General features: G+C 43.3%; 15 protein-coding genes and 1 tRNA gene. 15 read left to right on the plus strand and 1 reads right to left on the minus strand.

Annotation, left to right across the window (positions count from 1 at the left end):
• Positions 1-544: 544 nt before the first annotated feature.
• From H4W00_RS03950 to H4W00_RS04020, 15 genes are all read left to right on the plus strand, one after another.
• A complete protein-coding gene (locus H4W00_RS03950; RefSeq protein ID WP_209956334.1) occupies positions 545-1636 on the plus strand; it encodes an EcsC family protein in 1092 nt (363 codons plus the stop codon).
• A 395-nt stretch (positions 1637-2031) separates the two neighbouring features.
• Complete coding sequence (rpsL, locus tag H4W00_RS03955) at positions 2032-2406, plus strand: 30S ribosomal protein S12 (RefSeq protein WP_201557636.1); 375 nt, start codon at positions 2032-2034, stop codon at positions 2404-2406.
• A 217-nt stretch (positions 2407-2623) separates the two neighbouring features.
• Positions 2624-3097 (plus strand): 30S ribosomal protein S7, encoded by a 474-nt coding sequence (gene rpsG / locus H4W00_RS03960; protein ID WP_209956335.1) that lies wholly within the window; start codon positions 2624-2626, stop codon positions 3095-3097.
• Between the two features lie 366 nt (positions 3098-3463).
• Entirely contained in the window at positions 3464-5590 is a 2127-nt protein-coding gene (gene fusA, locus H4W00_RS03965; protein ID WP_209956336.1) for an elongation factor G, read from the plus strand.
• Between the two features lie 222 nt (positions 5591-5812).
• Positions 5813-7003 carry an elongation factor Tu gene (gene tuf / locus H4W00_RS03970; protein ID WP_209955299.1) on the plus strand — a complete coding sequence of 397 codons (1191 nt, stop codon included), beginning with the start codon at positions 5813-5815 and terminating at the stop codon, positions 7001-7003.
• A gap of 402 nt (positions 7004-7405) precedes the next feature.
• Positions 7406-7481: transfer RNA gene (locus H4W00_RS03975), tRNA-Trp, on the plus strand.
• A gap of 51 nt (positions 7482-7532) precedes the next feature.
• Entirely contained in the window at positions 7533-8018 is a 486-nt protein-coding gene (gene secE / locus H4W00_RS03980) for a preprotein translocase subunit SecE (protein ID WP_209956337.1), read from the plus strand.
• Between the two features lie 107 nt (positions 8019-8125).
• Positions 8126-8656, plus strand: coding sequence for a transcription termination/antitermination protein NusG (gene nusG / locus H4W00_RS03985; protein ID WP_209956338.1), 531 nt, complete (start codon positions 8126-8128; stop codon positions 8654-8656).
• A 94-nt stretch (positions 8657-8750) separates the two neighbouring features.
• Positions 8751-9182 (plus strand): 50S ribosomal protein L11, encoded by a 432-nt coding sequence (gene rplK / locus H4W00_RS03990; protein WP_201556583.1) that lies wholly within the window; start codon positions 8751-8753, stop codon positions 9180-9182.
• The gene (rplA, locus tag H4W00_RS03995) at positions 9182-9883 is read left to right on the plus strand and encodes a 50S ribosomal protein L1 (RefSeq protein WP_209956339.1); all 702 of its coding nucleotides are present in this window, start codon (positions 9182-9184) and stop codon (positions 9881-9883) included. Before rplK ends, rplA begins: the two co-directional genes overlap by 1 nt.
• A gap of 557 nt (positions 9884-10440) precedes the next feature.
• Entirely contained in the window at positions 10441-10968 is a 528-nt protein-coding gene (gene rplJ / locus H4W00_RS04000; protein ID WP_209956340.1) for a 50S ribosomal protein L10, read from the plus strand.
• A 125-nt stretch (positions 10969-11093) separates the two neighbouring features.
• A complete protein-coding gene (rplL, locus tag H4W00_RS04005; protein WP_209956341.1) occupies positions 11094-11465 on the plus strand; it encodes a 50S ribosomal protein L7/L12 in 372 nt (123 codons plus the stop codon).
• A 747-nt stretch (positions 11466-12212) separates the two neighbouring features.
• Positions 12213-16331: a DNA-directed RNA polymerase subunit beta gene (gene rpoB, locus H4W00_RS04010; RefSeq protein ID WP_209956342.1), complete on the plus strand. Its 4119-nt coding sequence runs from the start codon at positions 12213-12215 to the stop codon at positions 16329-16331.
• A 207-nt stretch (positions 16332-16538) separates the two neighbouring features.
• Positions 16539-20768 (plus strand): DNA-directed RNA polymerase subunit beta', encoded by a 4230-nt coding sequence (rpoC, locus tag H4W00_RS04015; protein ID WP_209956343.1) that lies wholly within the window; start codon positions 16539-16541, stop codon positions 20766-20768.
• A gap of 205 nt (positions 20769-20973) precedes the next feature.
• Positions 20974-21501 (plus strand): DUF6586 family protein, encoded by a 528-nt coding sequence (locus tag H4W00_RS04020; protein ID WP_209956344.1) that lies wholly within the window; start codon positions 20974-20976, stop codon positions 21499-21501.
• A gap of 159 nt (positions 21502-21660) precedes the next feature.
• On the opposite strand, the gene H4W00_RS04025 is transcribed toward H4W00_RS04020, so the two are convergent.
• Positions 21661-24309 (minus strand): penicillin-binding protein 1A, encoded by a 2649-nt coding sequence (locus H4W00_RS04025; RefSeq protein ID WP_209956345.1) that lies wholly within the window; start codon positions 24307-24309, stop codon positions 21661-21663.
• Positions 24310-24363 lie beyond the last annotated feature (54 nt).

Raw genomic sequence — 24363 nt, forward strand, 5'->3', positions numbered from 1 at the left:
CAAGTATTTTTTGATTCTTTTAGTTTTATAATAATACCGAAAATTGTCTAAGCACTAGGTCAATCATACCTTAATTCACGGTATGATAACGTATCGACGATTCAAAAACGTTGCTCAATTGCAAAATAATAGTAAAAATACCATGAACTCTAAAAGGCAAGCTGACAGGCCTTGCTGAAGTAATTTTGATAAGGGCAACATTAGCGATCATAACATTCAAAAACATAAGAGACAGATCACAAGCAGATGGTATAGAGGTGGCAATTATTCAGTCTAAAGTTACGAACAAGTCATAACTTTAGATACAAATGTCGTGGTAGTAATAACATTGTTCTCACTGACATAAATATCAAAAATTAGCTACACTAATAGAATAGATATCAGTACAAAAGCGAATTAATGTTGAGCTTATTAATGGTTTGTGCTAAACCTAGCAAACCATTAATAAGTAGCAGACCCCAACAAAAGGTTAAAAATTATTCGAACCTACGCTTTTTAGGCATATTATTTTAATCACACCAATCATCATATTAAGGATACAACGATGGCAAAGCAGAGCACTCTTTCTCAAGGTATTAAGACTATCGGTTATTTTACACGGAGTAATCTTGAGCGTATGGGTTCACTAATTGATAGTGTTAACACCAAAACAGGTAAGTCAAGTCACTATAAAGCGGTAGATTTAGGCAACGACGATTATCAACAAGATCTATTCCGTGAGCAAACCTTAAAAACCACTCAACAGCTCCTTGGTACTCGCTTTGCTACCTATGGCAAATATGCTAAAAAAGTAGTCCCTGATAAGCTATTCCAATCTACGCTGGATAGTGCTTTTGCTCAGCTGGCGAAACTGGCCTCAAGTTGGAGTCAGCTCGACTTACCAAGTGAGCATCGTTTCGCTAATGTCGCGACATTGGATGACGGACAACGTTATGCATTGGCAACTGCTATTGCCAATCAAAACCGTGCGCTTGCAACCCTGGGTGGATTGACGGGTTTAGCCGGTTTGCCAGGGTTGTTAGCGGATACCTTATGGCTATTATTAGTGTCATTACGTACGGTTTATCAATTGGCTGCTGTCTATGATAAACCACTGACTGGTAAACAAGGTATAAAAGCAGCTTACGAATTACTCGCTAACGCTGACTTGAGTAAGATGCAAGAAAAACAAGCGCTGTTGGCAGGTATTGGGGTAGGTAAGGGCCTACTTGATAATGCCCAAAGCCGTGGTCTGCATAGTGAGCTCAAAAATTTAGGCCTTAAAAATCAGAATGTGAATTTCTATGCAGAACAAGTCGATAAAATTGCTGGGCAGGTAGGTATCGATCTGGATCAAATTGACTTGTCATGGGTCCGCCGCTTCTTACCAGTAACCGCTGTCGCTGTAGGCATGCGTTACAATAGCCGCTTGATCGATCAAGTCATTGGCGTGGCACAAGCGACTTTTGCACCAGAACCCAAGCTTGCCAATCGCGCGATCACTGATGACAGCAGTAGCGAAGCTGAGGTTAGTAAAAATACAGACAGTCAGAAAAAAGACACAGGGAAGCGTGTAGAAGAAGCATCAGATAGCAACAAATCTGCCGATGAGAAGCAAACAGAAACCAGCGAGCAAAAATCAGAGGTAAAAAAATAGTTATTGGTCATTGAGAAATAAAAACAGGTGGTAGTGTCTTAAGACTTTTTTGCATGACAAAGATAATGTCAAATAATGTTAAATAGAGTCTTGAAAGTTAAGACAATACCACCACTTAGTGCCTAACAATTGACAATTTTATAAGCTTGTCTTGTCAAATGTTTATTTTCACGGGTACGGCTTAGCTGTATTGCTAGCCAATAGTAGCGTATACTTAATGCATATCTGCTGAACGTTGTAAAGTAAAACTACCTATAAGTGGTTGAAATTACAACAACATATCTTTATAATACATTGTCCTAAAAATGGGTACCCCAAAAATCCGCGTATAGCGTGAGATGGCTGGTGGATTGGCCCATTTTTTTGTTTTATACCAAACGGGAGAAGCATGCCTTATGGCAACAACTAACCAATTGATTCGTAAGGGTCGCAAAACAATCAAGGAAAAGTCAAAAGTTCCTGCGTTGCAAGCGTGCCCACAACGTCGCGGTGTATGTACTCGTGTATATACTACCACGCCTAAAAAACCTAACTCGGCCATGCGTAAAGTATGTCGTGTACGTTTGACTTCAGGCTATGAAGTATCAAGCTACATCGGCGGCGAAGGTCATAACTTACAAGAGCACAGTGTGGTTCTTATCCGTGGTGGTCGTGTAAAAGATCTACCGGGTGTACGTTATCATACCGTTCGCGGTGCACTAGATTGCGCTGGCGTAAAAGACCGTAAGCAAGGTCGCTCTAAATATGGTGCGAAGAAACCTAAAGTTTAATATTAGCGATAATATTAACGTAGTGTGTATTCGTACGACCCATTAACTGTGCATGGGATTAGTGTTATCGGTTTGAGCATTTTATTTAACTAAACTGCTGCCTCAACACTCCCTCATGCAGTAAGGCTGACTGATAACTCTTCACTGCGCTCACAATATATTGCTGCCAGTATGAGATTATGAATGTCAGACTCTCCTGAAGACAAGGAAATTTATTATGCCAAGACGTCGCGTCGTAGCTACCCGTGAGATCCTACCGGATCCTAAGTTTGGTAGCCAAACCATCGCTAAATTCATCAACCACGTGATGAGCCATGGTAAAAAATCTACTGCTGAGCGTATCGTTTACGGTGCTCTTGAGACTGTAGCTCAAAAACGTAACATTGAAGATCCTGTATCTTTTTTCGAAGACGTTCTCGAAAATGTTCGCCCAATGGTAGAAGTAAAAGCTCGCCGCGTTGGTGGTGCTACCTATCAAGTACCAATGGAAGTACGCCCCTCCCGTCGTACTGCATTGGCTATGCGTTGGATAGCCGAAGCAGCTGCTAAGCGTTCTGAAAAATCAATGGCTCTACGTCTTGCAGGCGAATTGGGCGATGCATCAGAAGGCAAGGGTAATGCTATGAAAAAGCGTGACGAAGTTCACCGCATGGCAGATGCTAACAAAGCATTCTCACATTACCGCTTCTAAGTTCGCTTAAAGCTGTAAGTGCTGGTAAATCAGACGCAACCATTTGCGCTACTGATTTATCAGCGTATATGGTTATTCTATAACCTTATCGCTTATTTATTCTATTGATTGCCGCTATCACTTGTTCAGTTGTTACATAACTTATGCTACACAATTTAAGTTCTTGAACGGCTGCGATGGCGGATATCTGTTATGACAATTTTGTCCTAGATTCAATGCTTTTATATTCTTATCACTGACGCTGTCAAACCGTATTAGGTTTATCAAGTGGCCAGTAAAATAGCCAAGCTAGATTTTTTTGCTAAGAGTATAAAGTAGAGACATACAATACATTAATACATACATGACTTCCCCTAGGAAAACACTATGGCTCGTATAACTCCCCTAAAGCGCTATCGTAATATTGGTATCTCAGCGCACATTGATGCTGGTAAGACAACTACTACCGAGCGCGTTTTGTTCTATACCGGTGTCAGTCACAAAATTGGCGAAGTACATGATGGCGCAGCTACCATGGACTGGATGGAGCAAGAACAAGAGCGCGGTATTACTATTACGTCAGCGGCGACTACCTGCTTTTGGTCAGGTATGGCCAAGCAATTCCCTGAACATCGTATCAATATCATTGACACCCCAGGTCACGTTGACTTCACGATTGAAGTTGAACGTTCTATGCGGGTACTTGATGGCGCGTGCATGGTTTACTGTGCAGTAGGCGGCGTACAACCACAGTCTGAGACCGTATGGCGTCAGGCAAACAAATATAAAGTACCGCGTCTTGCATTCGTAAATAAAATGGATCGGGTTGGTGCTGATTTTTACCGCGTTATTGAGCAAGTTAAGACTCGTTTAGGTGGTAACCCAGTAGCCGTTGTTATTCCAATTGGTAAAGAAGAAGACTTTGAAGGCGTGGTTGACCTAGTGTCTATGAAAGCCATCTATTGGGACGAAGCGTCTCAAGGTATGGAATATGAAGAGCGCGAAATCCCAGCTGAACTACAAGAAAAAGCGGAAGAATTTCGTGAAATCTTAGTCGAAACTGCTGCTGAAGCGTCTGAAGAGTTAATGAATTTATACTTAGACAATGGCGAATTGTCTCAAGATCAAATTCATGCTGCCATTCGTCAACGTACGATTGATAACGAAATTATTCCATTACTTTGTGGTACTGCCTTTAAGAACAAAGGCGTACAAAAAATGTTGGATGCGGTTATTCGTTATTTACCAGCACCAATAGATGTACCGGCTATTAAAGGTATTCTTAACGATAAAGACGAAAGCGAAGGCTTCCGCGAAGCGTCAGATGACACTCCTTTCTCAGCACTTGCTTTCAAAATCATGAATGATAAGTTCGTCGGTAACTTAACCTTTGTTCGTGTTTATTCAGGTGTCTTAAAGCAGGGCAGCAGCGTTTATAACCCAGTTAAAATGAAGCGTGAGCGCGTTGGTCGTATCGTTCAGATGATGGCGAACACGCAAGAAGAGCTTGCTGAAATTCGTACTGGTGATATCGCCGCTTTAGTGGGCATGAAAGATGTGACTACTGGTGATACTCTTTGCGACGAGAGCAACGTGATTACTCTTGAGCGTATGGAGTTCCCAGATCCAGTGATCAGTTTAGCGGTCGAACCTAAGACCAAAGCTGACCAAGAAAGAATGTCGATTGCTCTAGGTCGTTTGGCGAAAGAAGACCCTTCATTCCGTGTACATACTGATGAAGAATCTGGCCAGACTATCATCAGTGGTATGGGTGAGCTGCATTTAGAAATTCTTGTCGATCGTATGAAGCGTGAGTTTGGCGTTGAAGCTAACATTGGTGCGCCGCAGGTTGCTTATCGCGAAACGATTCGTGAGACGATTGAACAAGAAGGCAAATTCGTCCGTCAAACCGGTGGCCGTGGTAAATTCGGTCATGTGTGGTTACGTCTTGAGCCACTTGATCCAGCTGGCGACGTTTTATATGAGTTTGCTGAAGAAGTGGTTGGTGGTACGGTGCCAAAAGAATTCCATGGTGCGGTTGATAAGGGTATCAGAGAACGCATGAAAAATGGCGTACTTGCTGGTTACCCAATCGTTGGCGTAAAAGCGACCTTGTATGACGGTTCTTACCATGACGTTGACTCGGATGAGTTGTCATTTAAGATGGCCGGTTCTATTGCTTTCAGAAAAGGCTTCTTAGCTGCTAATCCGGCACTACTTGAGCCAGTCATGAAAGTTGAAGTGGAAACCCCTGAAGATTACATGGGCGATATTATGGGCGATTTAAACCGTCGTCGTGGTATGGTTCAAGGTATGGAAGATCTGCCTGGTGGTACCAAGCAGATCCGTGCAGAAGTGCCATTAGCAGAAATGTTTGGTTATGCCACACAGATGCGTTCAATGTCACAGGGCCGTGCAACTTACTCGATGGAATTCCAAAAGTACGCTGAGATTCCAAAATCAGTATCCGCTGCTATTATCGCTAAGTTCAACTCTAAAGATGGCGACGAGTAATTAATAACCCTTTAATAATGGCAATATAGAGCCTAACTCTGTATTGTCAGTTTTGATTAAGCCAATAACTTGTTAAAAGACTTGTTATTGGTCGTGATTTTCTTATAATATCTGCACACTATATGTGCAACCCTTTAACAATTATCTTAATGCGGTCACAATTGCCTTAATTATTGTATCAACACTAATGAAGCATTGACCCCAAATAAAGAGGAAACACTCATGGCAAAGGCCAAGTTTGAACGCAAAAAGCCACACGTCAACGTCGGCACCATTGGACACGTTGACCATGGTAAAACCACCCTTACCGCCGCTATCGCAACCGTAGCCGCTATCACTTCAGGCGGCGAAGCCAAAGACTACGCGTCTATTGACTCAGCCCCTGAAGAAAAAGCCCGTGGTATTACCATCAACACCAGCCACGTAGAATATGACACCGAAGCCCGTCATTACGCACACGTCGACTGCCCAGGTCACGCCGATTATGTTAAAAACATGATCACTGGTGCCGCTCAAATGGACGGCGCAATCTTAGTCGTATCAGCAACTGACGGCCCTATGCCACAAACCCGTGAGCATATCTTGCTATCACGTCAGGTTGGCGTACCGTACATCATCGTATTCATGAACAAATGCGACCTCGTAGACGACGAAGAGTTGCTTGAGCTAGTAGAAATGGAAGTTCGCGAATTACTTAGCGACTATGACTTCCCAGGTGACGACACCCCAATCGTTAAAGGGTCTGCGACCCAAGCCCTAAAAGGCGACGAAGGTCCGTACGGTCAACCTGCTATTGTAGAACTACTAGGTATCCTAGACACCTACATCCCAGAGCCTGAGCGTGACGTCGACAAAGCATTCTTAATGCCAATCGAAGACGTCTTCTCAATCTCAGGTCGTGGTACCGTCGTTACTGGCCGTGTCGAATCAGGCATCGTCAAAATCGGTGACGAAATTGAAATCGTCGGCATCCGTGCCACCCAAAAAACCACCTGTACCGGTGTAGAGATGTTCCGTAAACTGCTTGACGAAGGTCGTGCAGGCGAAAACTGTGGCGTATTGCTACGTGGTACCAAGCGTGAAGACGTACAGCGCGGACAAGTATTGGCCAAACCAGGCTCAATCACCCCGCATACCAAATTTGATGCCGAAGTATACGTACTAAGCAAAGAAGAAGGCGGTCGTCACACCCCATTCCTAAACGGCTATCGTCCCCAGTTCTACTTCCGTACCACCGACGTCACTGGCGCAATCCAGTTACAAGACGGTACTGAAATGGTGATGCCTGGTGATAACGTTGAGATGGGCGTAGAGCTTATCCACCCAATCGCTATGGACAAAGGTCTACGCTTCGCTATTCGTGAAGGCGGCCGTACGGTAGGCGCTGGTGTGGTTGCTAACGTTAACGTTTAAGACTGAATGTAGTATTTAAACCATTAGTCAAAAAGTCGCTCTCTTTATTGAGGGCGGCTTTTTTTATGGCTTTGAACAAGTAGACGTAATAGGTATAGTTAAAATACCTCAAAAACGCGACGGTACTGCTGCTATAAGCTTTTTGCAGCCTCGGTCTGCGTAGGCACAGCAAGCAAGAAAAACGTATGCCAGCAGTAGGTTATGTATCGATATTCCTTTTCATTGACTATATTTAACGAAGCAAAATACTACGAAAGCCAATTGATAGCGAGCTCGGTTTGGTACTCCATATTTTTGAGGGTTGTTATTAATAAAGCGGTGAATGGATTAATATGGTTAAATACTGCCTTAAAACTTGCATTCTAACTAAAAGCTTGTATAATTGTCAGCCTCAACACCCATAGGCGATTGGCTCAATTGGTAGAGCATCGGTCTCCAAAACCGAGGGTTGTAGGTTCGAGTCCTACATCGCCTGCCATCTTTTTATTATATTTTAGCTGCATACCACCATCTCCGAAGTGAGTCCTTTATGAGCAATGATCAAGATAACCTCGAAAATAAGTTATCTGATGCTAAGGCAGCCGATGGTGGAACGCTGACTAAAAATAAGCACATATCAGCGACCAATACCTCTGCGGTTGAAGTTGCTAAAACTGGCTCAGCAAAAGATGCTATGTTATGGCTACTGGCCATCGCAGTCTTAATCGGTGCGACTTTAGCCAATCAATACTTACCGGGTTACTGGCAGCCTGCCAATGATGTCTGGGTACGGATTGGCATTATCGTCGCCCTTTTTGTATTTGCACTGGTATGTCTTGCATTAACTAACCAGGGCCGTGCATTTAAAACCTTATTAAAAGACGCTGCCGTAGAACTACGCCGCGTTACATGGCCTGGTAAAGACGAAACCTTTCAATACACATGGCAAACACTTGTCGTGATCGCTATTGCTGGGTTTTTTATTTGGTTATTGGATAACTTTTTTAATTGGTTTGTTGGCTTATTTATTGGTTAAACAGCAAGTATTGAGTCCAAGGTTGCACATTGCAAGCTGTCTCAATTGCTAGCATTTAACTCAAATTTTACTTATAACGACTTATTTATAAAGATCAGGAGCGTGATATGCGTTGGTATATTGTCCAAGCGTTTTCAGGATATGAAAAACAAGTACAACGTTCATTAACTGATCGTATTAACCGTAGTGACTTCGCTGAGTCGTTCGGTGATGTGTTGGTTCCTACCGAAGAAGTCGTTGAAATGAAAGACGGCAAAAAGCGTAAGAGTGAGCGTAAGTTCTTTCCAGGATACGTATTGATCCAAATGGAAATGAACGATAATACTTGGCACATCGTTAAAGAGTGCCCTCGTATTATGGGCTTTATTGGTGGTACACCAGAAACTCCTGCACCTATTACTCAAGTAGAAGCCGATCGTATTTTAAACCGCTTGAACCAGACTGAAGCTGATCCACGTCCAAAAACTTTATTTGAGCCGGGTGAAGAACTATTGGTTATTGATGGTCCATTTACTGACTTTAAAGGGTTGGTGGAAAGAGTGGATTACGAAAAGTCTAAACTACATTTGACCGTAAACGTATTTAATCGACCCACCCAGGTCGAACTTGAGTTTAGTAAAGTTGAAAAACTAGACTAAACATTTATAAACCGGGGAGCTGTTGCTGAACGAGATACTGTCTTAATGACGTATTATAGTGAAGCTGGCGTTATCACCCATTTAGGAGACAGTTATGGCTAAGAAGATTGATGGCTATATCAAACTACAAGTGCCTGCGGGCAAAGCAAATCCTTCACCACCGATTGGTCCAGCCTTGGGTCAAAAAGGCGTGAACATCATGGCGTTCTGTAAAGAATTTAACGCTGCGACCTCAAGCCAAGAGCCAGGTCTACCGATCCCAACTGTGATCACGGTATATAGCGATAAGTCTTTTACCTTCATCATGAAGTCACCACCAGCTGCGTTCTTACTACGTAAAGCCGCTGGCGTTACTAAAGGTTCTGGCACACCAAATACCGCTAAAGTCGGTAAAGTGAACCGTGAACAACTCGAAGAGATCGTTAAAACCAAGAACGCAGACTTAACTGCTGCCGATCTTGATGCTGCTGTTCGTACCGTTGCTGGTACTGCCCGTTCAATGGGTATTACCGTGGAGGGTATATAATGTCTAAGCTAACCAAACGCCAAAAAGAAATCAATAGCCGTATCGAAAACGAAAAATTATACACTATTGAAGAAGCCGTACAGATTCTAAATGATTTACCCGCTTTAAAATTCAAAGAGTCTATCGATATTGCGGTAAACTTAGGTGTTGATCCACGTAAATCGGACCAAGTCGTTCGTGGCGCTACTAACCTTCCTGCGGGTACTGGTAAAACCAAGCGCGTTGCTGTGTTCGCACAGGGCGCTGCTGCCGAAGCTGCTAAAGCAGCGGGCGCTGACATCGTTGGTTTTGAAGACTTAGCAGAATCAATCAAAGCCGGTAACATGGACTTTGACGTGGTTATCGCTGCTCCTGACGCCATGCGTGTTGTTGGTCAATTAGGTACGATCTTAGGCCCACGTGGTTTGATGCCTAACCCTAAAGTCGGTACCGTAACGCCTAACGTTGCAGAAGCCGTAACCAATGCTAAAGCCGGTCAAGCACAATATCGTGTTGATAAAGCAGGTATTATCCATACCACTATCGGTCAAGTTGGTTTTACCGCTGAACAAGTGATGCAAAATGCTCATGCGTTAATTGCTGATCTAAAGCGTGCCAAGCCTGCGACCTCTAAAGGCATTTTTATCAAAAAAATTACTATCTCAAGCACTATGGGCCCAGGTATCACTATTGATCCTATCCCTCATCGTGTTAATAAATAAGATAAGTAAATATTTAAGTAAATAATATTAAGTAAATAATACAGGTACTTATTATCTAAATATTCTAAATAAGATGTTGTGAATAGTAAGTACCAATAAATTTTAAAGAATTAGGTCAGCGTGGCAATCGCTACGCTGTCTAAGACCGTAGGTAGAAAGCGGTTTAGAAGTATTCTTAACAGCTTTTAACGTTGTTGAAAATACTCATAAGCTGTTTCTTTAATCGACGCTAGATAAAAATCTTAGTTAGCCTACGCAGACGGTGGCCCACACAGTTTAAGACCGGAGCGGATAGGGCAGTGCTGTTATTGAGATACTAGCTATCAAAATATCAGCATTAATCTATCACTCAACGTCATTCTGATAACGGTGCCGTAATCAGTCGTTACTAATATGACCCAATTAATAAGCACTAGCTTTTTTTTGGCTTATTGGTAATGTGTCGTATCAAGTCAATCTCACTTTAAGGTCTATGTCTTTAAAAGTTTAAGGTGTCAAAATCTAAACAGTTAAAAGCTTAAGCATTAAGGCGATTGATAAGATCAAGGAGCAAACTTATGGCATTAACGCTAGAGCAAAAACAACAAGTTGTGGCTGAAGTGTCTGAAGTTGCTGCTAAGGCGTACTCAGCGGTAGCTGCCGAGTATCATGGTATTGGTGTTGCAAAGCTTACTAAGCTGCGCGAACAAGCCCGTGAACAAGGTGTGGTTTTGAAAGTGGTAAAAAATACCCTAGCAAAACGCGCTTTTGAAGGTACTAGCTTTGAGTGCATGTCAGACAGTCTGACTGGTCCATTACTTTTGGCTTTTTCAATGGAAGATTTGGGATCTGCAGCTAGAATCATTTTTGATTTTAGTAAAGATAACAGTGCCCTTGAAACCAAATTGGTATCAGTTGGTGGTGAATTATTTGGTCCAGAAGATCTAGAACGCGTAGCGAAGCTTCCAACTCGCGACGAAGCGTTGTCTATCTTGATGGCTACCTTGAATGCACCAGTGACCAAGCTTGTCCAAACTATGAACGCAGTTCCTAGTAAGTTTGTTCGCACCGTAGCAGCAATTAAAGACGCAAAAGAAGCTGCTTAATTGCTTGTTTTAACGTAACTTTAATATTGTCGGTTGTATTTTATTGTCAACCCTATTTTAAAATTTGGCAAGCAGCCTAAGCAATATTAGAATCAATTAATTTTATCAGATAACGGAGAGTTCTCATGGCACTATCTAAAGATGATGTGTTAAACGCAATCGCTGAAATGTCAGTAATGGATATCGTTGAGCTTATCAGCGACATGGAAGAAAAATTCGGCGTAACTGCTGCTGTTGCTGCTGCTGCACCTGCTGCTGCTGCTGACGGTCCTGCTGCTGAAGAACAAGACGAGTTTGACGTTATTCTTGCCAGCTTTGGCGAGAAAAAAGTTGCTGTCATTAAAGCAGTACGTGAAGCGACTGGCCTTGGCTTGAAAGAAGCGAAAGATTTGGTTGAAAGTGCTCCAACACCAATCAAAGAAGCTGTTTCTAAAGCTGATGGCGAAGAGTTGAAAAAGAAACTTGAAGAAGCTGGTGCAACTGTTGAACTAAAATAAGTTTAACACTGTACAAAAAAAGCTGGTGATGCCTTGCATTGCCAGCTTTTTTTTATTATAATTAATAGCTTGACCTTTTGTGTCTGCCAACTTACGTATGCATTAGCGCGGTGGATACCCATCAAAAGGACAGACGATATACATGCAAGCACACATCCAAGTTTTTGAAACCAGATTAATTTAGGCTAAACGTCAATAGATGGATGTTTGGCAATTTTTTGCGTCTATATACTTTCCTATTAACATTATCGCTCATATTGATTCTAAAATTTATAGTCATCCCAATTATTATTAATTCTAAAAGCTATTGGTCCCCAGTAGTCTAGCATGATTTCACTGTCAGTAAATGGGCTCATAGACGGTAGATATCAGCGACGATATTACTTAGGATTATAAATAGCCCATATACATGATCCATTGCCGTTATTAATGGCAACTTAAGCCAAGTTACAGATTGAATCATTACTATTCAAACGGCAGCATCTGAGGATACGATATTTAAAAATGTATAACATTGAAATTTTCAATGTCAGCATTCATATCATCGTACCTAGGTGTTGCTTTTAAGACTAAACATGATGTGTTGAATGCACATTCATTGATAAGTACGTACTAGTTGCTCAGTATAATGAGCTAAGCATTAACAACCGTTTCTTTTATTATCGTTTACGTCGCTAAGTCTGCATAGTATTTATGCATGCTAGCCGCGCTTTTAATTTGTTTTCACGTTTACTGTAAGGACTCTCGATGGCATATTCTTATACTGAAAAAAAGCGTATTCGCAAAAGTTTTGCTGAATTACCTACTGTGATGGACATTCCCTATTTACTGTCTATCCAAGTAGATTCCTACGAGCACTTTTTGCAAGAGCACAAAAAGCCAAAAGCTCGTGAGAATACCGGTCTGCAAGCTGCGTATTCCTCTATTTTCCCTATCGAAAGTCACTCTGGTAACGCAGAGCTACAATTCGTTGAATACTACCTAGGTACCCCTGAGTTTGATGAGCGTGAGTGTATTCTACGCGGCTCAACTTTCGCAGCACCAATGCGGGTCAAAATCCGCTTAATTATCAAAGATAAAGACAGCAAAGATAAAGACAGTAAAGCAGCCATTAAAGATATCCGTGAGCAAAGCGTCTACATGGGTGAGATGCCATTAATGACCAATAACGGTACCTTTATTATTAATGGTACTGAACGGGTTATCGTATCTCAGCTACATCGCTCACCCGGTGTGTTCTTTGACCATGACAAAGGCAAATCACATTCAAGTGGTAAAGTACTGTATAACGCCCGCATTATTCCTTACCGTGGTTCTTGGTTAGACTTTGAATTTGATGCTAAAGATTTAGTCTTTGCCCGTATTGACCGTCGTCGCAAGCTATTGGCCTCTATTATTCTACGTGCACTAGGCCTAAGTACCTCTGAAATCTTAGATCTGTTCTTTGAAAAAGTAGCCGTTTATAGAGGCGAAGAGCAGTTTGAGATTGATCTGGTTGCTGACCGCCTACGCGGTGAAATGGCACAGTTTGACATTGTAACCCCTGCAGGCGATGTGGTCGTTGAGCAAGGCAAACGTATTAATGCTCGCCGTATCCGTCAGCTTGAAGAAGCGGGTATGACTAAGATTTCGGTACCTGATGAATACCTATATGAGCGTATTTTAGCAGAAGATATCATCGTTAATGATGAAGTCATCGCTAAAGCCAACACGCTTATTGACCATGAATTGTTGGTCAAATTAAGCTCGTTTGAAGCCAGTGAATCTATCAAAGAAATCAGCATTCTATTCACCAATGATATTGATCAAGGCAGTTATATTGCCGATACCTTACGCGCTGATAGTACCTCAAGCCGTGAAGAAGCGCTAATTGAGATTTATAAAGTTATGCGTCCAGGTGAGCCACCAACGGTTGATACCGCTGAGAAGCTCTTCGATAGCATGTTCTTTAACGCTGATCGCTATGACTTATCTAATGTCGGCCGTATGAAATTTAACCGCCGTTTAGGCTTAGCGTTTGATGATACTGCCGACCCTGATATTCAGCGTGCGCGCAGTGTTTTGACCAACGGTGATATCGTCAATGTGCTCAAAGAGCTGATTGAGATTCGTAATGGTCGCGGTGAAGTCGATGATATTGATCACTTAGGTAACCGCCGTATTCGTTCAGTTGGCGAGATGGCAGAAAACCAATTCCGTGTTGGCCTAGTACGGGTTGAACGTGCGGTCAAAGAGCGCTTAAGCTCAGCGGAATCAGATAACTTATCACCACAAGATTTGATTAACTCTAAGCCCGTCGCGGCTGCGGTTAAAGAATTCTTTGGTTCAAGCCAGTTGTCACAGTTTATGGATCAGAACAACCCGTTGTCTGAGATTACCCATAAACGCCGTGTATCAGCACTAGGACCTGGTGGTTTGACTCGTGAACGTGCAGGCTTTGAAGTACGTGACGTACATGACACTCATTATGGTCGTGTCTGTCCGATTGAGACCCCTGAAGGTCCAAACATTGGCTTGATTAACTCATTAGCCATCTTTGCTAAGACTAACAGTTTTGGTTTCTTAGAAACCCCTTATCGCCAAGTGGTCGATGGTAAAGTGACTGATACCATCGAATATCTGTCAGCGATTGAAGAAGTGGGTACTGTGATTGCACAGGCTGACTCCCCAATGACCGAAGATGGCCTATTGAGCGATGAGATGGTCAGCGTTCGTAGCTACGGCGAATTTGTCCGTATGCCACCCGAAAAAGTGACCCATATGGATGTGTCACCAAGTCAGGTGGTATCGGTAGCAGCAGGCTTAATTCCATTCTTGGAGCATGATGATGCTAACCGTGCCTTAATGGGCTCGAACATGCAGCGTCAGGCCGTTCCTACTCTACGTGCTGATAAGCCGCTAGTAGGTACTGGTATGGAGCGCCATGTTGCGCGTGACTCTGGTGTCTGTGTAATCGCTAAGCGTGGCGGTGTGATTGAAGATGTTGATGCCTCACGTATTGTGGTACGCGTTAATGAAGATGAGATGATTGCTGGTGAAGCCGGTATTGATATCTATAACTTGATTAAATATACCCGTTCTAACCAAAATACTTGTATCAACCAACGTATTATTGTTAACCAAGGTGATGATATCGCCACCGGTGACATTTTAGCTGATGGTCCTTCAACAGATCTTGGTGAGTTGGCATTGGGTCAAAATATCCGCATCGCATTTATGCCGTGGAATGGTTATAACTTTGAAGATTCAATCTTGCTGTCTGAAAAAGTGGTCAAAGAAGATCGTTTCACCACTATTCATATTCAAGAATTGACTTGTGTGGCACGTGATACCAAGCTTGGTACGGAAGAGATTACTGGCGATATTCCAAACGTTGGTGAAGCCGCTTTATCAAGTCTTGATGAAGCCGGTATCGTTTATATCGGTGCTGAAGTAGATTCTGGTGATATTTTAGTGGGTAAAGTGACGCCAAAAGGTGAAACCCAACTAACGCCAGAAGAGAAATTGCTCCGGGCCATCTTTGGTGAAAAAGCCGCTGATGTTAAAGACACCTCACTACGTGTACCAACATCTAGCAAAGGTACGGTTATTGACGTACAAGTCTTTACCCGTGACGGCGTCGAAAAAGATGCTCGCGCCAAAGCGATTGAAAAATCACAGCTCGATAGCTACCGTAAAGATTTGAAAGAAGAGCTGCGTATCTTTGAAGCAGCAGCCCGTGGACGTATTGGTAATCTACTCGATGGCCAAAAAGTCAGCGGTGGTTCTGGCCTGAAAGCGGGTACCGTTATGGCCGCTGTTGATATGAAAGATATGAGTCTTGAGACTTTACTTGATATTCAACCGGTCGAAGAAGAAATTTCTGAGCGTCTAACCCAGATTGCCGAATATTTAGTCGACAAGCAAAAAGATATCGATAGCAAGTTTGCTGAGAAAAAACGCAAATTAACTTCTGGCGATGATTTAGCGCATGGCGTACAAAAAATCGTTAAAGTTTATCTGGCCGTAAAACGTCGCATCCAGCCTGGTGATAAAATGGCGGGTCGTCATGGTAACAAAGGGGTGGTATCACGTATCATGCCGGTCGAAGATATGCCGTATGATGAGCATGGCAACACGGTAGATATCGTACTGAATCCGCTAGGCGTACCATCACGCATGAACATCGGTCAGGTACTAGAGACCCATTTAGGAATGGCAGCCAAAGGCTTGGGTGAGAAAATTGATGGCATGCTCAAAGCTCAAGCAGCAATCACAGAGCTGCGTGATTTCTTAGACCAAATCTATAACAAAGTTGGTGGCGAAAGCGTAGATCTTGATAGCTTAACTGATGATGAGATCATAACGCTAGCAGGCAACTTACGTGGCGGTGTGCCAATGGGTACTGCGGTATTTGATGGCGCGCATGAGCATCAAGTCAAAGACTTGCTAGAGCTTGCTGGTCTGTCAAGAGATGGTCAGCAGACTTTATATGATGGCCGTACTGGTCAGAAGTTTGATCGTCAAGTAACCGTCGGCTACATGTATATGCTCAAGCTTAACCATTTGGTTGATGACAAGATGCATGCGCGTTCAACCGGTTCGTACTCTTTAGTTACGCAGCAGCCGCTCGGTGGTAAAGCTCAGTTCGGTGGTCAGCGTTTTGGTGAGATGGAAGTGTGGGCACTAGAAGCTTATGGTGCGACTTACACCTTGCAAGAAATGCTAACGGTGAAGTCGGATGACGTTGAAGGTCGTACTCGTATGTACAAAAACATCGTTGATGGCGAGCAAAGTATGGATCCAGGTATGCCTGAATCGTTTAACGTATTGACCAAAGAAATCAAATCATTGGGTATCAATATTGAGCTAAAACAAACCCATTAAGAATATCTGGCTGAATTAACATTAATTCAGCCAGTCAGTAACCTTAATGGTTAGCTAAAAGCAGCATGGCCCATCGCTGCTGCTTTTAGCCATTTATCTCAACCCTATTCATTGCCTTCATTCATTTTGTCAGCGCTGTGTTATATGGCACTAATAGTTCATTGGCCTGACACTGACAGATGATTATAAAGATAACGGAGAAGCAACTTGAAAGATTTACTCGATATCATGCAAAGCCCTACCAGCAATGGTAACCATGAGTTTGATAGTATTCAAATTACTCTAGCCTCACCTGACGTTATTAAGTCATGGTCGCATGGTGAAGTTAAAAAACCTGAAACCATTAACTATCGTACCTTTAAGCCTGAGCGTGACGGTCTATTTTGTGCCAAAATTTTTGGACCGGTAAAAGACTTTGAATGTCTATGCGGTAAGTATAAGCGTCGTAAATTCCAAGGCGTTATCTGTGAAAAATGTGGCGTTGAAGTCACTACTGCTAAAGTACGCCGTGATCGCATGGGTCATATTGACCTAGCCAGTCCGGTTGCGCATATTTGGTTCTTAAAATCATTACCCAGCCGTATTGGTTTATTACTTGATATGACCTTGCGTGATATCGAGCGGGTTCTTTATTTTGAAAGCTACATCGTTACTGAGCCAGGTTTGACCAGCTTAGAAAAGTATCAATTGCTTGATGATGAAGATTATTTCAGAGCGCTAGAAGAATTCGGCGATGAATTCGTTGCTAAGATGGGTGCCGAAGCCGTACGCGATCTGTTAAAAGATATCGACTTAGATCTTGAGATTGATGAGCTGCGTGAAGCCATTCCGCAAACAGGTTCTGAGACTAAGCTTAAAAAGATGTCTAAGCGTCTGAAATTATTAGAAGCCTTCCGTGATTCCAATAATAAACCTGAATGGATGGTGATGACCATCTTGCCAGTATTACCACCAGATTTACGCCCGCTCGTACCACTAGAAGGCGGACGTTTTGCAACCTCAGATCTAAACGATCTCTATCGTCGCGTTATTAACCGTAACAACCGTCTGAAGCGTTTACTTGAGCTAAGTGCCCCTGATATCATTGTGCGTAACGAAAAACGTATGCTACAAGAATCAGTGGATGCCTTGCTTGATAACGGTCGTCGTGGTCGCGCGATTACTGGTAGTAATAAACGCCCGTTGAAATCTTTGGCTGATATGATCAAGGGTAAACAAGGTCGTTTCCGCCAAAACTTGTTGGGTAAACGTGTGGATTACTCTGGCCGTTCGGTCATCGTAGTTGGTCCAACGCTGCGTTTGCATCAGTGTGGTTTGCCGAAGAAAATGGCACTTGAGCTATTCAAACCCTTTACTTACAACAAGCTGTTATCACACGGCTTGGCAACCACGATTAAAGCGGCCAAGAAAATGGTCGAACGTGAAGAGCCACAAGTGTGGGATATGCTAGCGATGGTTATTCGTGAGCATCCAGTACTTCTTAACCGTGCGCCAACGCTTCACCGTTTGGGCTTGCAAGCATTTGAGCCAGTATTAATCGAAGGAAAAGCGATCCAGTTGCATCCGCTGGTTTGTACTGCCTTTAACGCTGACTTTGATGGGGACCAAATGGCGGTTCATGTGCCATTGACTCTAGAAGCGCAGCTTGAATCACGTGCCTTGATGATGTCTACCAATAACATCTTGTCACCTGCTAATGGTGATCCAATCATCGTACCATCACAAGATGTGGTATTAGGTCTGTATTACATTAGCCGCTCATCAGTGAACGCGCAAGGCGAAGGCATGATTTTTGCCACCGTCAATGAAGCATTGCGTGCGATCGGCTCTAACGATTTACATGTGAACGCCAAAATCAGAGTGCGGGTTACTGAAACCCATATCGATGAAGAAGGCAATCACACTAAAGAGATCAGCATCAAAGATACGGTTGCCGGTCGCCTGTTAATCTGGAACATCATGCCGGTAGGTATGGCGTTTGAAGAGTGTAATCAAGAGATGACTAAGAAAAATATCTCGCGCTTGATTAACTCTTGCTATCGTAAGATGGGTGTTAAAGACAGTGTTATGTTCGCTGACCAATTAATGTATCTTGGTTTCGCACAAGCAACACTATCTGGGGTATCGATTGGTCTAGATGACATGGTTATTCCGCCGATGAAAAAACAAATCATCGAAGTTGCTGAAGCTGAAGTTCGTGAAATTGAAGATCAATTCGAGCAAGGTTTTGTGACTGCTGGTGAGCGCTATAATAAAGTAGTCGATATCTGGTCACGTACTAATGACAAAGTCGCTAAAGCGATGATGGATAACCTGGCCATTGATACTGTTATTAATGCCAAGGGTGAAAAAGAAGAACAGAAGTCTTTTAACTCTATCTTTATCATGTCAGATTCTGGTGCTCGTGGTAGTGCCGCACAGATTCGTCAGTTAGCGGGTATGCGTGGTTTGATGGCCAAGCCGGATGGCTCAATTATTGAGACCCCGATTAAAGCCAACTTCCGTGAAGGCTTGACCGTACTTCAGTACTTCATCTCGACTCATGGCGCGCGTAAAGGTCTAGCTGATACCGCATTGAAAACGGCTAACTCAGGTTATCTAACCCGTCGTTTGGTTGACGTGGCACAAGATTTGGTTATCACTAGTGATGACTGTGGTACGGACCAAGGCTTGCTCATGACGCCGCACATTCAAGGTGGCGAGATCATTGAAAAGCTTGGCGACTTGGTATTAGGCCGTGTGACCGCTCGTGATGTGACTTATAACGATAACGTCGATAAAATCTTGATACCAGTCGGTACCTTGATTGATGAGCATTGGGTTGATGTACTCGATGACAATGCGATTGATGATATCTGGGTACGTTCAGTGATTACTTGTGACATCGCCCATGGCGTTTGCTCACAGTGCTATGGTCGTGACTTGGCCCGTGGTCATAAAGTTAATATCGGCGAGTCAGTCGGTGTTATGGCAGCCCAGTCTATCGGTGAGCCCGGTACCCAGTTAACCATGCGTACTTTCCACGTGGGCGGGGCAGCGAGCTCAGCTTCTGTGGACAACAGCATCTCTGTCCGTAATGGTGGCCAAGTACATTTTGAAAATATGAAAACCGTTGAGCATATTGATGGCCATTTGGTTATCGTATCGCGCTCAGCGGAAATCGCATTAACCGATGAGTTAGGTCGCGAGCGTGAGCGTTATAAAGTACCTTATGGCTCAAGCGTATTAGTGAAAAGCGAAGATCATGTTGAAGGTGGTCAAACTATCGCTAAATGGGATCCGCACACGCATCCTATTATTACTGAATTTGCGGGTAAAGCACGCTTCAGTGATATTACCGATGGTCTGACAGCGACTGTAAAAGTTGATGATGCCACTGGTATGAGCTCGTTTGAGATTCTTGCCAATCGTGACCGTTCAAGTTCAGCAAAAGACTTACGTCCAGCTATTATCTTGAATACTGACGCTGGCAAAGAAGTGGTTTACTTCTTACCTGCTGAAACTATCATTCGAGTTGGCGATGGTGAAGAAGTGGCTGCAGGTTCAATTCTGGGCCGCGTACCACAAGCGTCTTCAGGTACTAAAGATATTACCGGTGGCCTACCACGGGTTGCTGATTTGTTCGAAGCACGTCGTCCAAAAGATCACGCTATCATGGCAGAAATGACTGGTGTCGTGAGCTTCGGTAAAGAAACCAAAGGCAAAAATCGCTTTATTATCACCAATGAAGACGGTGAGATTCATGAAGAGCTGATTCCAAAATGGCGTCAAATTAACGTCTTTGAAAACGAGACGGTAGCGCGCGGTGAAGTGATCGCTGATGGTCCACAAAACCCACATGATATCCTGCGTCTGAAAGGCCAAACGGCACTTGCTGACTACATCGTTAACGAAGTACAAGATGTCTACCGCTTGCAAGGTGTGAAAATCAACGACAAGCACATCGAAGTTATTATTCGTCAGATGTTGCGTAAAGTTGAAATCACCGATGGTGGCGACTCAAGCCACTTCAAAGGTGATCAGGTTGAGTATGCTGATTTAAAAGCAATGAATACTAAGCTGGTTGCAGAAGATAAATTCCCAATCCAGTATGAGCGTCAATTGCTTGGTATTACTAAGGCTAGTCTAGCGACTGAGAGCTTTATCTCAGCGGCATCTTTCCAAGAAACTACCCGTGTCCTAACTGCTGCTGCCGTTACAGGTAAAGTGGATGAGCTACGCGGTCTCAAAGAAAACGTAGTTGTTGGTCGTTTGATTCCTGCTGGTACTGGTCTTGCCTATCATAAAGCGCGTAAAGAAAAAGCAGAACAGAAACTACATGACAAAGATATTAATGCAGCATTTGATATGACAACTGCTAACAGCGATAGTAAAGACTTCTCTAGCTTTGATGAAGCCTTTGCTCAAGAGTTGAATCAAGGCAGCCAGTCTGAATAACTCTACGTTAATTTAGATAGGCTCAAGCCGAACAGTAAGCATGATATAAAAAAGCCAGCCTCGTCGCTGGCTTTTTTATACCCTTAAAAAAGTGAAAAAAATCGTCATTATAGCCAAGAAAATAGTACACTAAAAAATCAGCTTTATAAGTCGTGGCTGTTTTTGATTAATATGAGCTCATCATTAATATAAGGATAAAAGGCGTATGGCAGGTAAAACTCGCGTTGCCAAATATCAGGCGGATCGTACCAATCAAAAGCTCTATTTCTGTCGTTTAGCCTGTCAAGCTGCAGGCAGTAGTAATGATAAGCAGCATTATCAAGCCCAATGTGAGACCGCCATCTTTCATTTACACGGGTCTTTTTTAGCATTCTTACAAGAATTAGGGCATTTTTATGGCTTAACCATGACAGCGCCAACCTTAGCAGATATCGAGCAAGCACTTAGCGAGCGTACGCAAGTCTCACCAGAAGTACAGCGCCTACAGCAATTACAACAGCAAGGGTTCTTAGCGAATATAGAACGTGCTTACCAACGTTGTTTATACGCGGTCTTGCCTGATAATTCAGTCGATGAGAGTGTTAGTACGGCTGGGAAGGAGTCACAAGATTTGATCGTTAACGTGGTTACTTTGTCGAATCAATGGTTACCGGATGACGCAACGATACGTGAATGGCGGCAGCAATTTTTAGAGCTTATTGAGCAACTGCGCGCAGGTATGGTGGAATTTTAAAAGCCGACTTGCATACTATGGTTAAAATACCTTAAAAACGCTAGGGTACTGCTGATATAAGCTTTTTGCAGCCTCTGTCTGCGTAGGCACAGCAAGCAAGAAAAACGTATGCCAGCAGTAGGTTATGTCTCGATATTACTTTTCATTGACTATATTAGCTTATTCTGGCATTGGTGGCATGCGTTTGGCCGGAGTTGGGGTTAATAGGTTCTTCGGAACACTAGTCTCACTAGTAGGTTTTGTCTGCTCTGGCTTTTCTGAATTATCCGACTCTGCAGTAGGTTTGGGTTCAGGCGCTCTGCGTTGTTGAGCTGTCGGTTTAACCAGCTTTGCGGCGGCACTCTCATTACCTTCTCCATTATCACGAGTGACAATACCATCGTCAGTCATTTCTATTACTTGTTGCTGTTGTTTTTTTGACTTGGCACGGTTACTGATTGATACCCATTGATACGGAGTGTCTTTGAGTTGGGCTTTCATAAAGTCTATCCATACCGGTAACGCTGCCACACCACCATATTCACGGCGACCAAGGGTTGATGGTCGATCAAAGCCCATCCATACGACAGTAGCATTGGTAGGATGAAACCCTGCAAACCAAGCATCTTTAGCGTCGTTAGTCGTACCAGTTTTGCCACCAATGTCATCACGTCCTAAAGCCTGGGCACGAACAGCAGTACCACGTTGCACCACATCTCTTAAAATATCTGCCATATCATAAGCCACTTGTGGTTTTAGGATTCTCGGTGCTTGAGTGGCAGGTATATACTGCACCGTTGGTGCTTTTAAACGATCTGCTGCTGGACTGGCATCATAGAGACTTAGATTAATAGCCTTATTGTTCTGTTGAGCATTAGCTGGTTCTTGACCTTCACTATTTTCTAACTTCTGTTCTTCAGCAGCTAATTTTTCTGCTTCAATAAGGTTGTCACGCTCTTCAATTAGAGTTTGGTTGCGCTTATCGATTTGCTCATTAAAGCATAAAGCACAAGCCTGCTGTGGATTGGCTTGGAACAACAACTTATTATCATAGTTATAAATTTGTTCAATAAAATAAGGTTGAATACGGTGGCCACCATTGGCAAAGGTCGCATAGGCGGTGGCCATTTGTAGCGGGGTTGCTTGTCCAGTACCAAGCGCCAATGACAGCGTTGTTGGTAGCTTTTCTTTATCCAAACCAAACTGATCTAATAAGTTGCGAGCATCTGAAATACCAATGGCTTGCAGTAAACGAATAGAGACCAGATTACGAGACAGATATAGGCCACGGCGCAAGGTAATGTCCCCTAAAAAACGGCCATCAGAGTTCTTAGGCTTCCAATCACCTACCTGAAGAGGACGATCTGAGACAATACTATCGGGACGGTAGCCTTTTTCTAGCGCACTAGTGTAGACCAGTGGTTTAATGGTTGAACCTGGCTGCCGCCAACCTTGCAGTGCCCGGTTAAATTTACTGTGGTTAAAGTCAAAACCACCAACTAAAGCGTTGACTGCACCATTTTCAGGATTTAGAGAAACTAAGCTACCCTGTATATCAGGTATTTGTGCCAACTGCCAGTTACCGTTAGCGGTTGGTATCAATCGAATAATGTCGTTCTCACTGACGATTTGCCCGGCATTATTGGGATAGTAACCGATTCGATCCGCCGAAAAATGTTTGCGTGCCCAGCTCATACCTGACCAACTAACGGTCACACTTTCACCAGAGAGTATGGTCGCCTCAAAACTGCGAGAATTGATTTTGGTGACTTTGGCAGGAGACATGTTGGCGTAACGGCGGAAATTTTCAAGCGGTTCGTCATTGGCTTCAGGACCACGCCAGCCATGACGATGATCATAAGCGACCAGCCCTGTTAGTATAGCGGCTTCCGCATCTGACTGAGCTTTGCTATCTACTGTAGTACGTACTCGCCACCCACCATTCATTACTTGCTTACCATAACGGCTAACCAGTGCATAACGGGCCATTTCTGCCAAATACGGCATATTAACATCCAGCTTTTCTTGGTATAGATTAATACCAACTGGGGAGTTAATGGCTTCATCATGTTGAGCTTTACTGATATAACCAAGTTCATGCATGCGACCAATAATCCAGTTACGCCGAATAAGTGCGCGGCTAGGATTGGCAACGGGGTTATACTTCGAAGGGGCTTTTGGCAGACCTGCCAGCATGGCTACTTCAGCAATAGTAAGGCTATCCAAGGACTTGCTATAATATTTTTTAGCAGCGGCGCGGACACCATAGGCCCCTTCACCTAAGTAAATTTTATTGACATAGAGAGTCAAAATATCATTTTTGCTCAGCTCGTCTTCTATTTTACGGGCCAAAAACAGCTCAGTAAGCTTGCGATTTAAGGTGCGATCTGGGCTCAAAAAATAGTTCTTGGCCACCTGCATCGTAATCGTTGAGCCGCCGGTTTGGCTATCATCATCAGTAACCACTTCGGTAACCGCACGACCCAAGCCTTTTATACTAATACCGCTATGCTGAAAGAAGGAAGCATCTTCTGCCGCCAAAAAAGCATGGGTTAGGTCTCTAGGAATCTCTTCAAAAGTGATGGGCAGGGACAAACGATTACCATACTGACCAATCAGTTTGTTGTCGCGGCTGTAGATCTGTAGTGGCATTTCTAAACTTGCAATCTTAATCTCTTGGATGCTAGGTAGGGTTGGTGATATGTACATCGCCATACCATAAAATCCGATAGGTACCGCCAGTGCTAAGATCACGGCCAGTGCTAGACAGGCAATGAAAAGCCCCACCAAAAAGTTAATGAGACGAACGATAGCATTTTTTTTGGTCATAATAAGACTTATTAATTAAGATTTGCAACAAGTAGATGATTATACCTTGAACAA

Source organism: Psychrobacter sp. PL19 (assembly GCF_017875835.1).
Lineage (GTDB): Bacteria > Pseudomonadota > Gammaproteobacteria > Pseudomonadales > Moraxellaceae > Psychrobacter.

Bases quoted from the DNA above. Each gene is read 5' to 3' on its own strand.
- H4W00_RS03950 (WP_209956334.1), top strand. From the start codon at position 545: ATGGCAAAGCAGAGCACTCTTTCTCAAGGTATTAAGACTATCGGTTAT.
- rpsL (WP_201557636.1), top strand. From the start codon at position 2,032: ATGGCAACAACTAACCAATTGATTCGTAAGGGTCGCAAAACAATCAAG.
- rpsG (WP_209956335.1), top strand. From the start codon at position 2,624: ATGCCAAGACGTCGCGTCGTAGCTACCCGTGAGATCCTACCGGATCCT.
- fusA (WP_209956336.1), top strand. From the start codon at position 3,464: ATGGCTCGTATAACTCCCCTAAAGCGCTATCGTAATATTGGTATCTCA.
- tuf (WP_209955299.1), top strand. From the start codon at position 5,813: ATGGCAAAGGCCAAGTTTGAACGCAAAAAGCCACACGTCAACGTCGGC.
- secE (WP_209956337.1), top strand. From the start codon at position 7,533: ATGAGCAATGATCAAGATAACCTCGAAAATAAGTTATCTGATGCTAAG.
- nusG (WP_209956338.1), top strand. From the start codon at position 8,126: ATGCGTTGGTATATTGTCCAAGCGTTTTCAGGATATGAAAAACAAGTA.
- rplK (WP_201556583.1), top strand. From the start codon at position 8,751: ATGGCTAAGAAGATTGATGGCTATATCAAACTACAAGTGCCTGCGGGC.
- rplA (WP_209956339.1), top strand. From the start codon at position 9,182: ATGTCTAAGCTAACCAAACGCCAAAAAGAAATCAATAGCCGTATCGAA.
- rplJ (WP_209956340.1), top strand. From the start codon at position 10,441: ATGGCATTAACGCTAGAGCAAAAACAACAAGTTGTGGCTGAAGTGTCT.
- rplL (WP_209956341.1), top strand. From the start codon at position 11,094: ATGGCACTATCTAAAGATGATGTGTTAAACGCAATCGCTGAAATGTCA.
- rpoB (WP_209956342.1), top strand. From the start codon at position 12,213: ATGGCATATTCTTATACTGAAAAAAAGCGTATTCGCAAAAGTTTTGCT.
- H4W00_RS04020 (WP_209956344.1), top strand. From the start codon at position 20,974: ATGGCAGGTAAAACTCGCGTTGCCAAATATCAGGCGGATCGTACCAAT.
- H4W00_RS04025 (WP_209956345.1), bottom strand. From the start codon at position 24,309: ATGACCAAAAAAAATGCTATCGTTCGTCTCATTAACTTTTTGGTGGGG.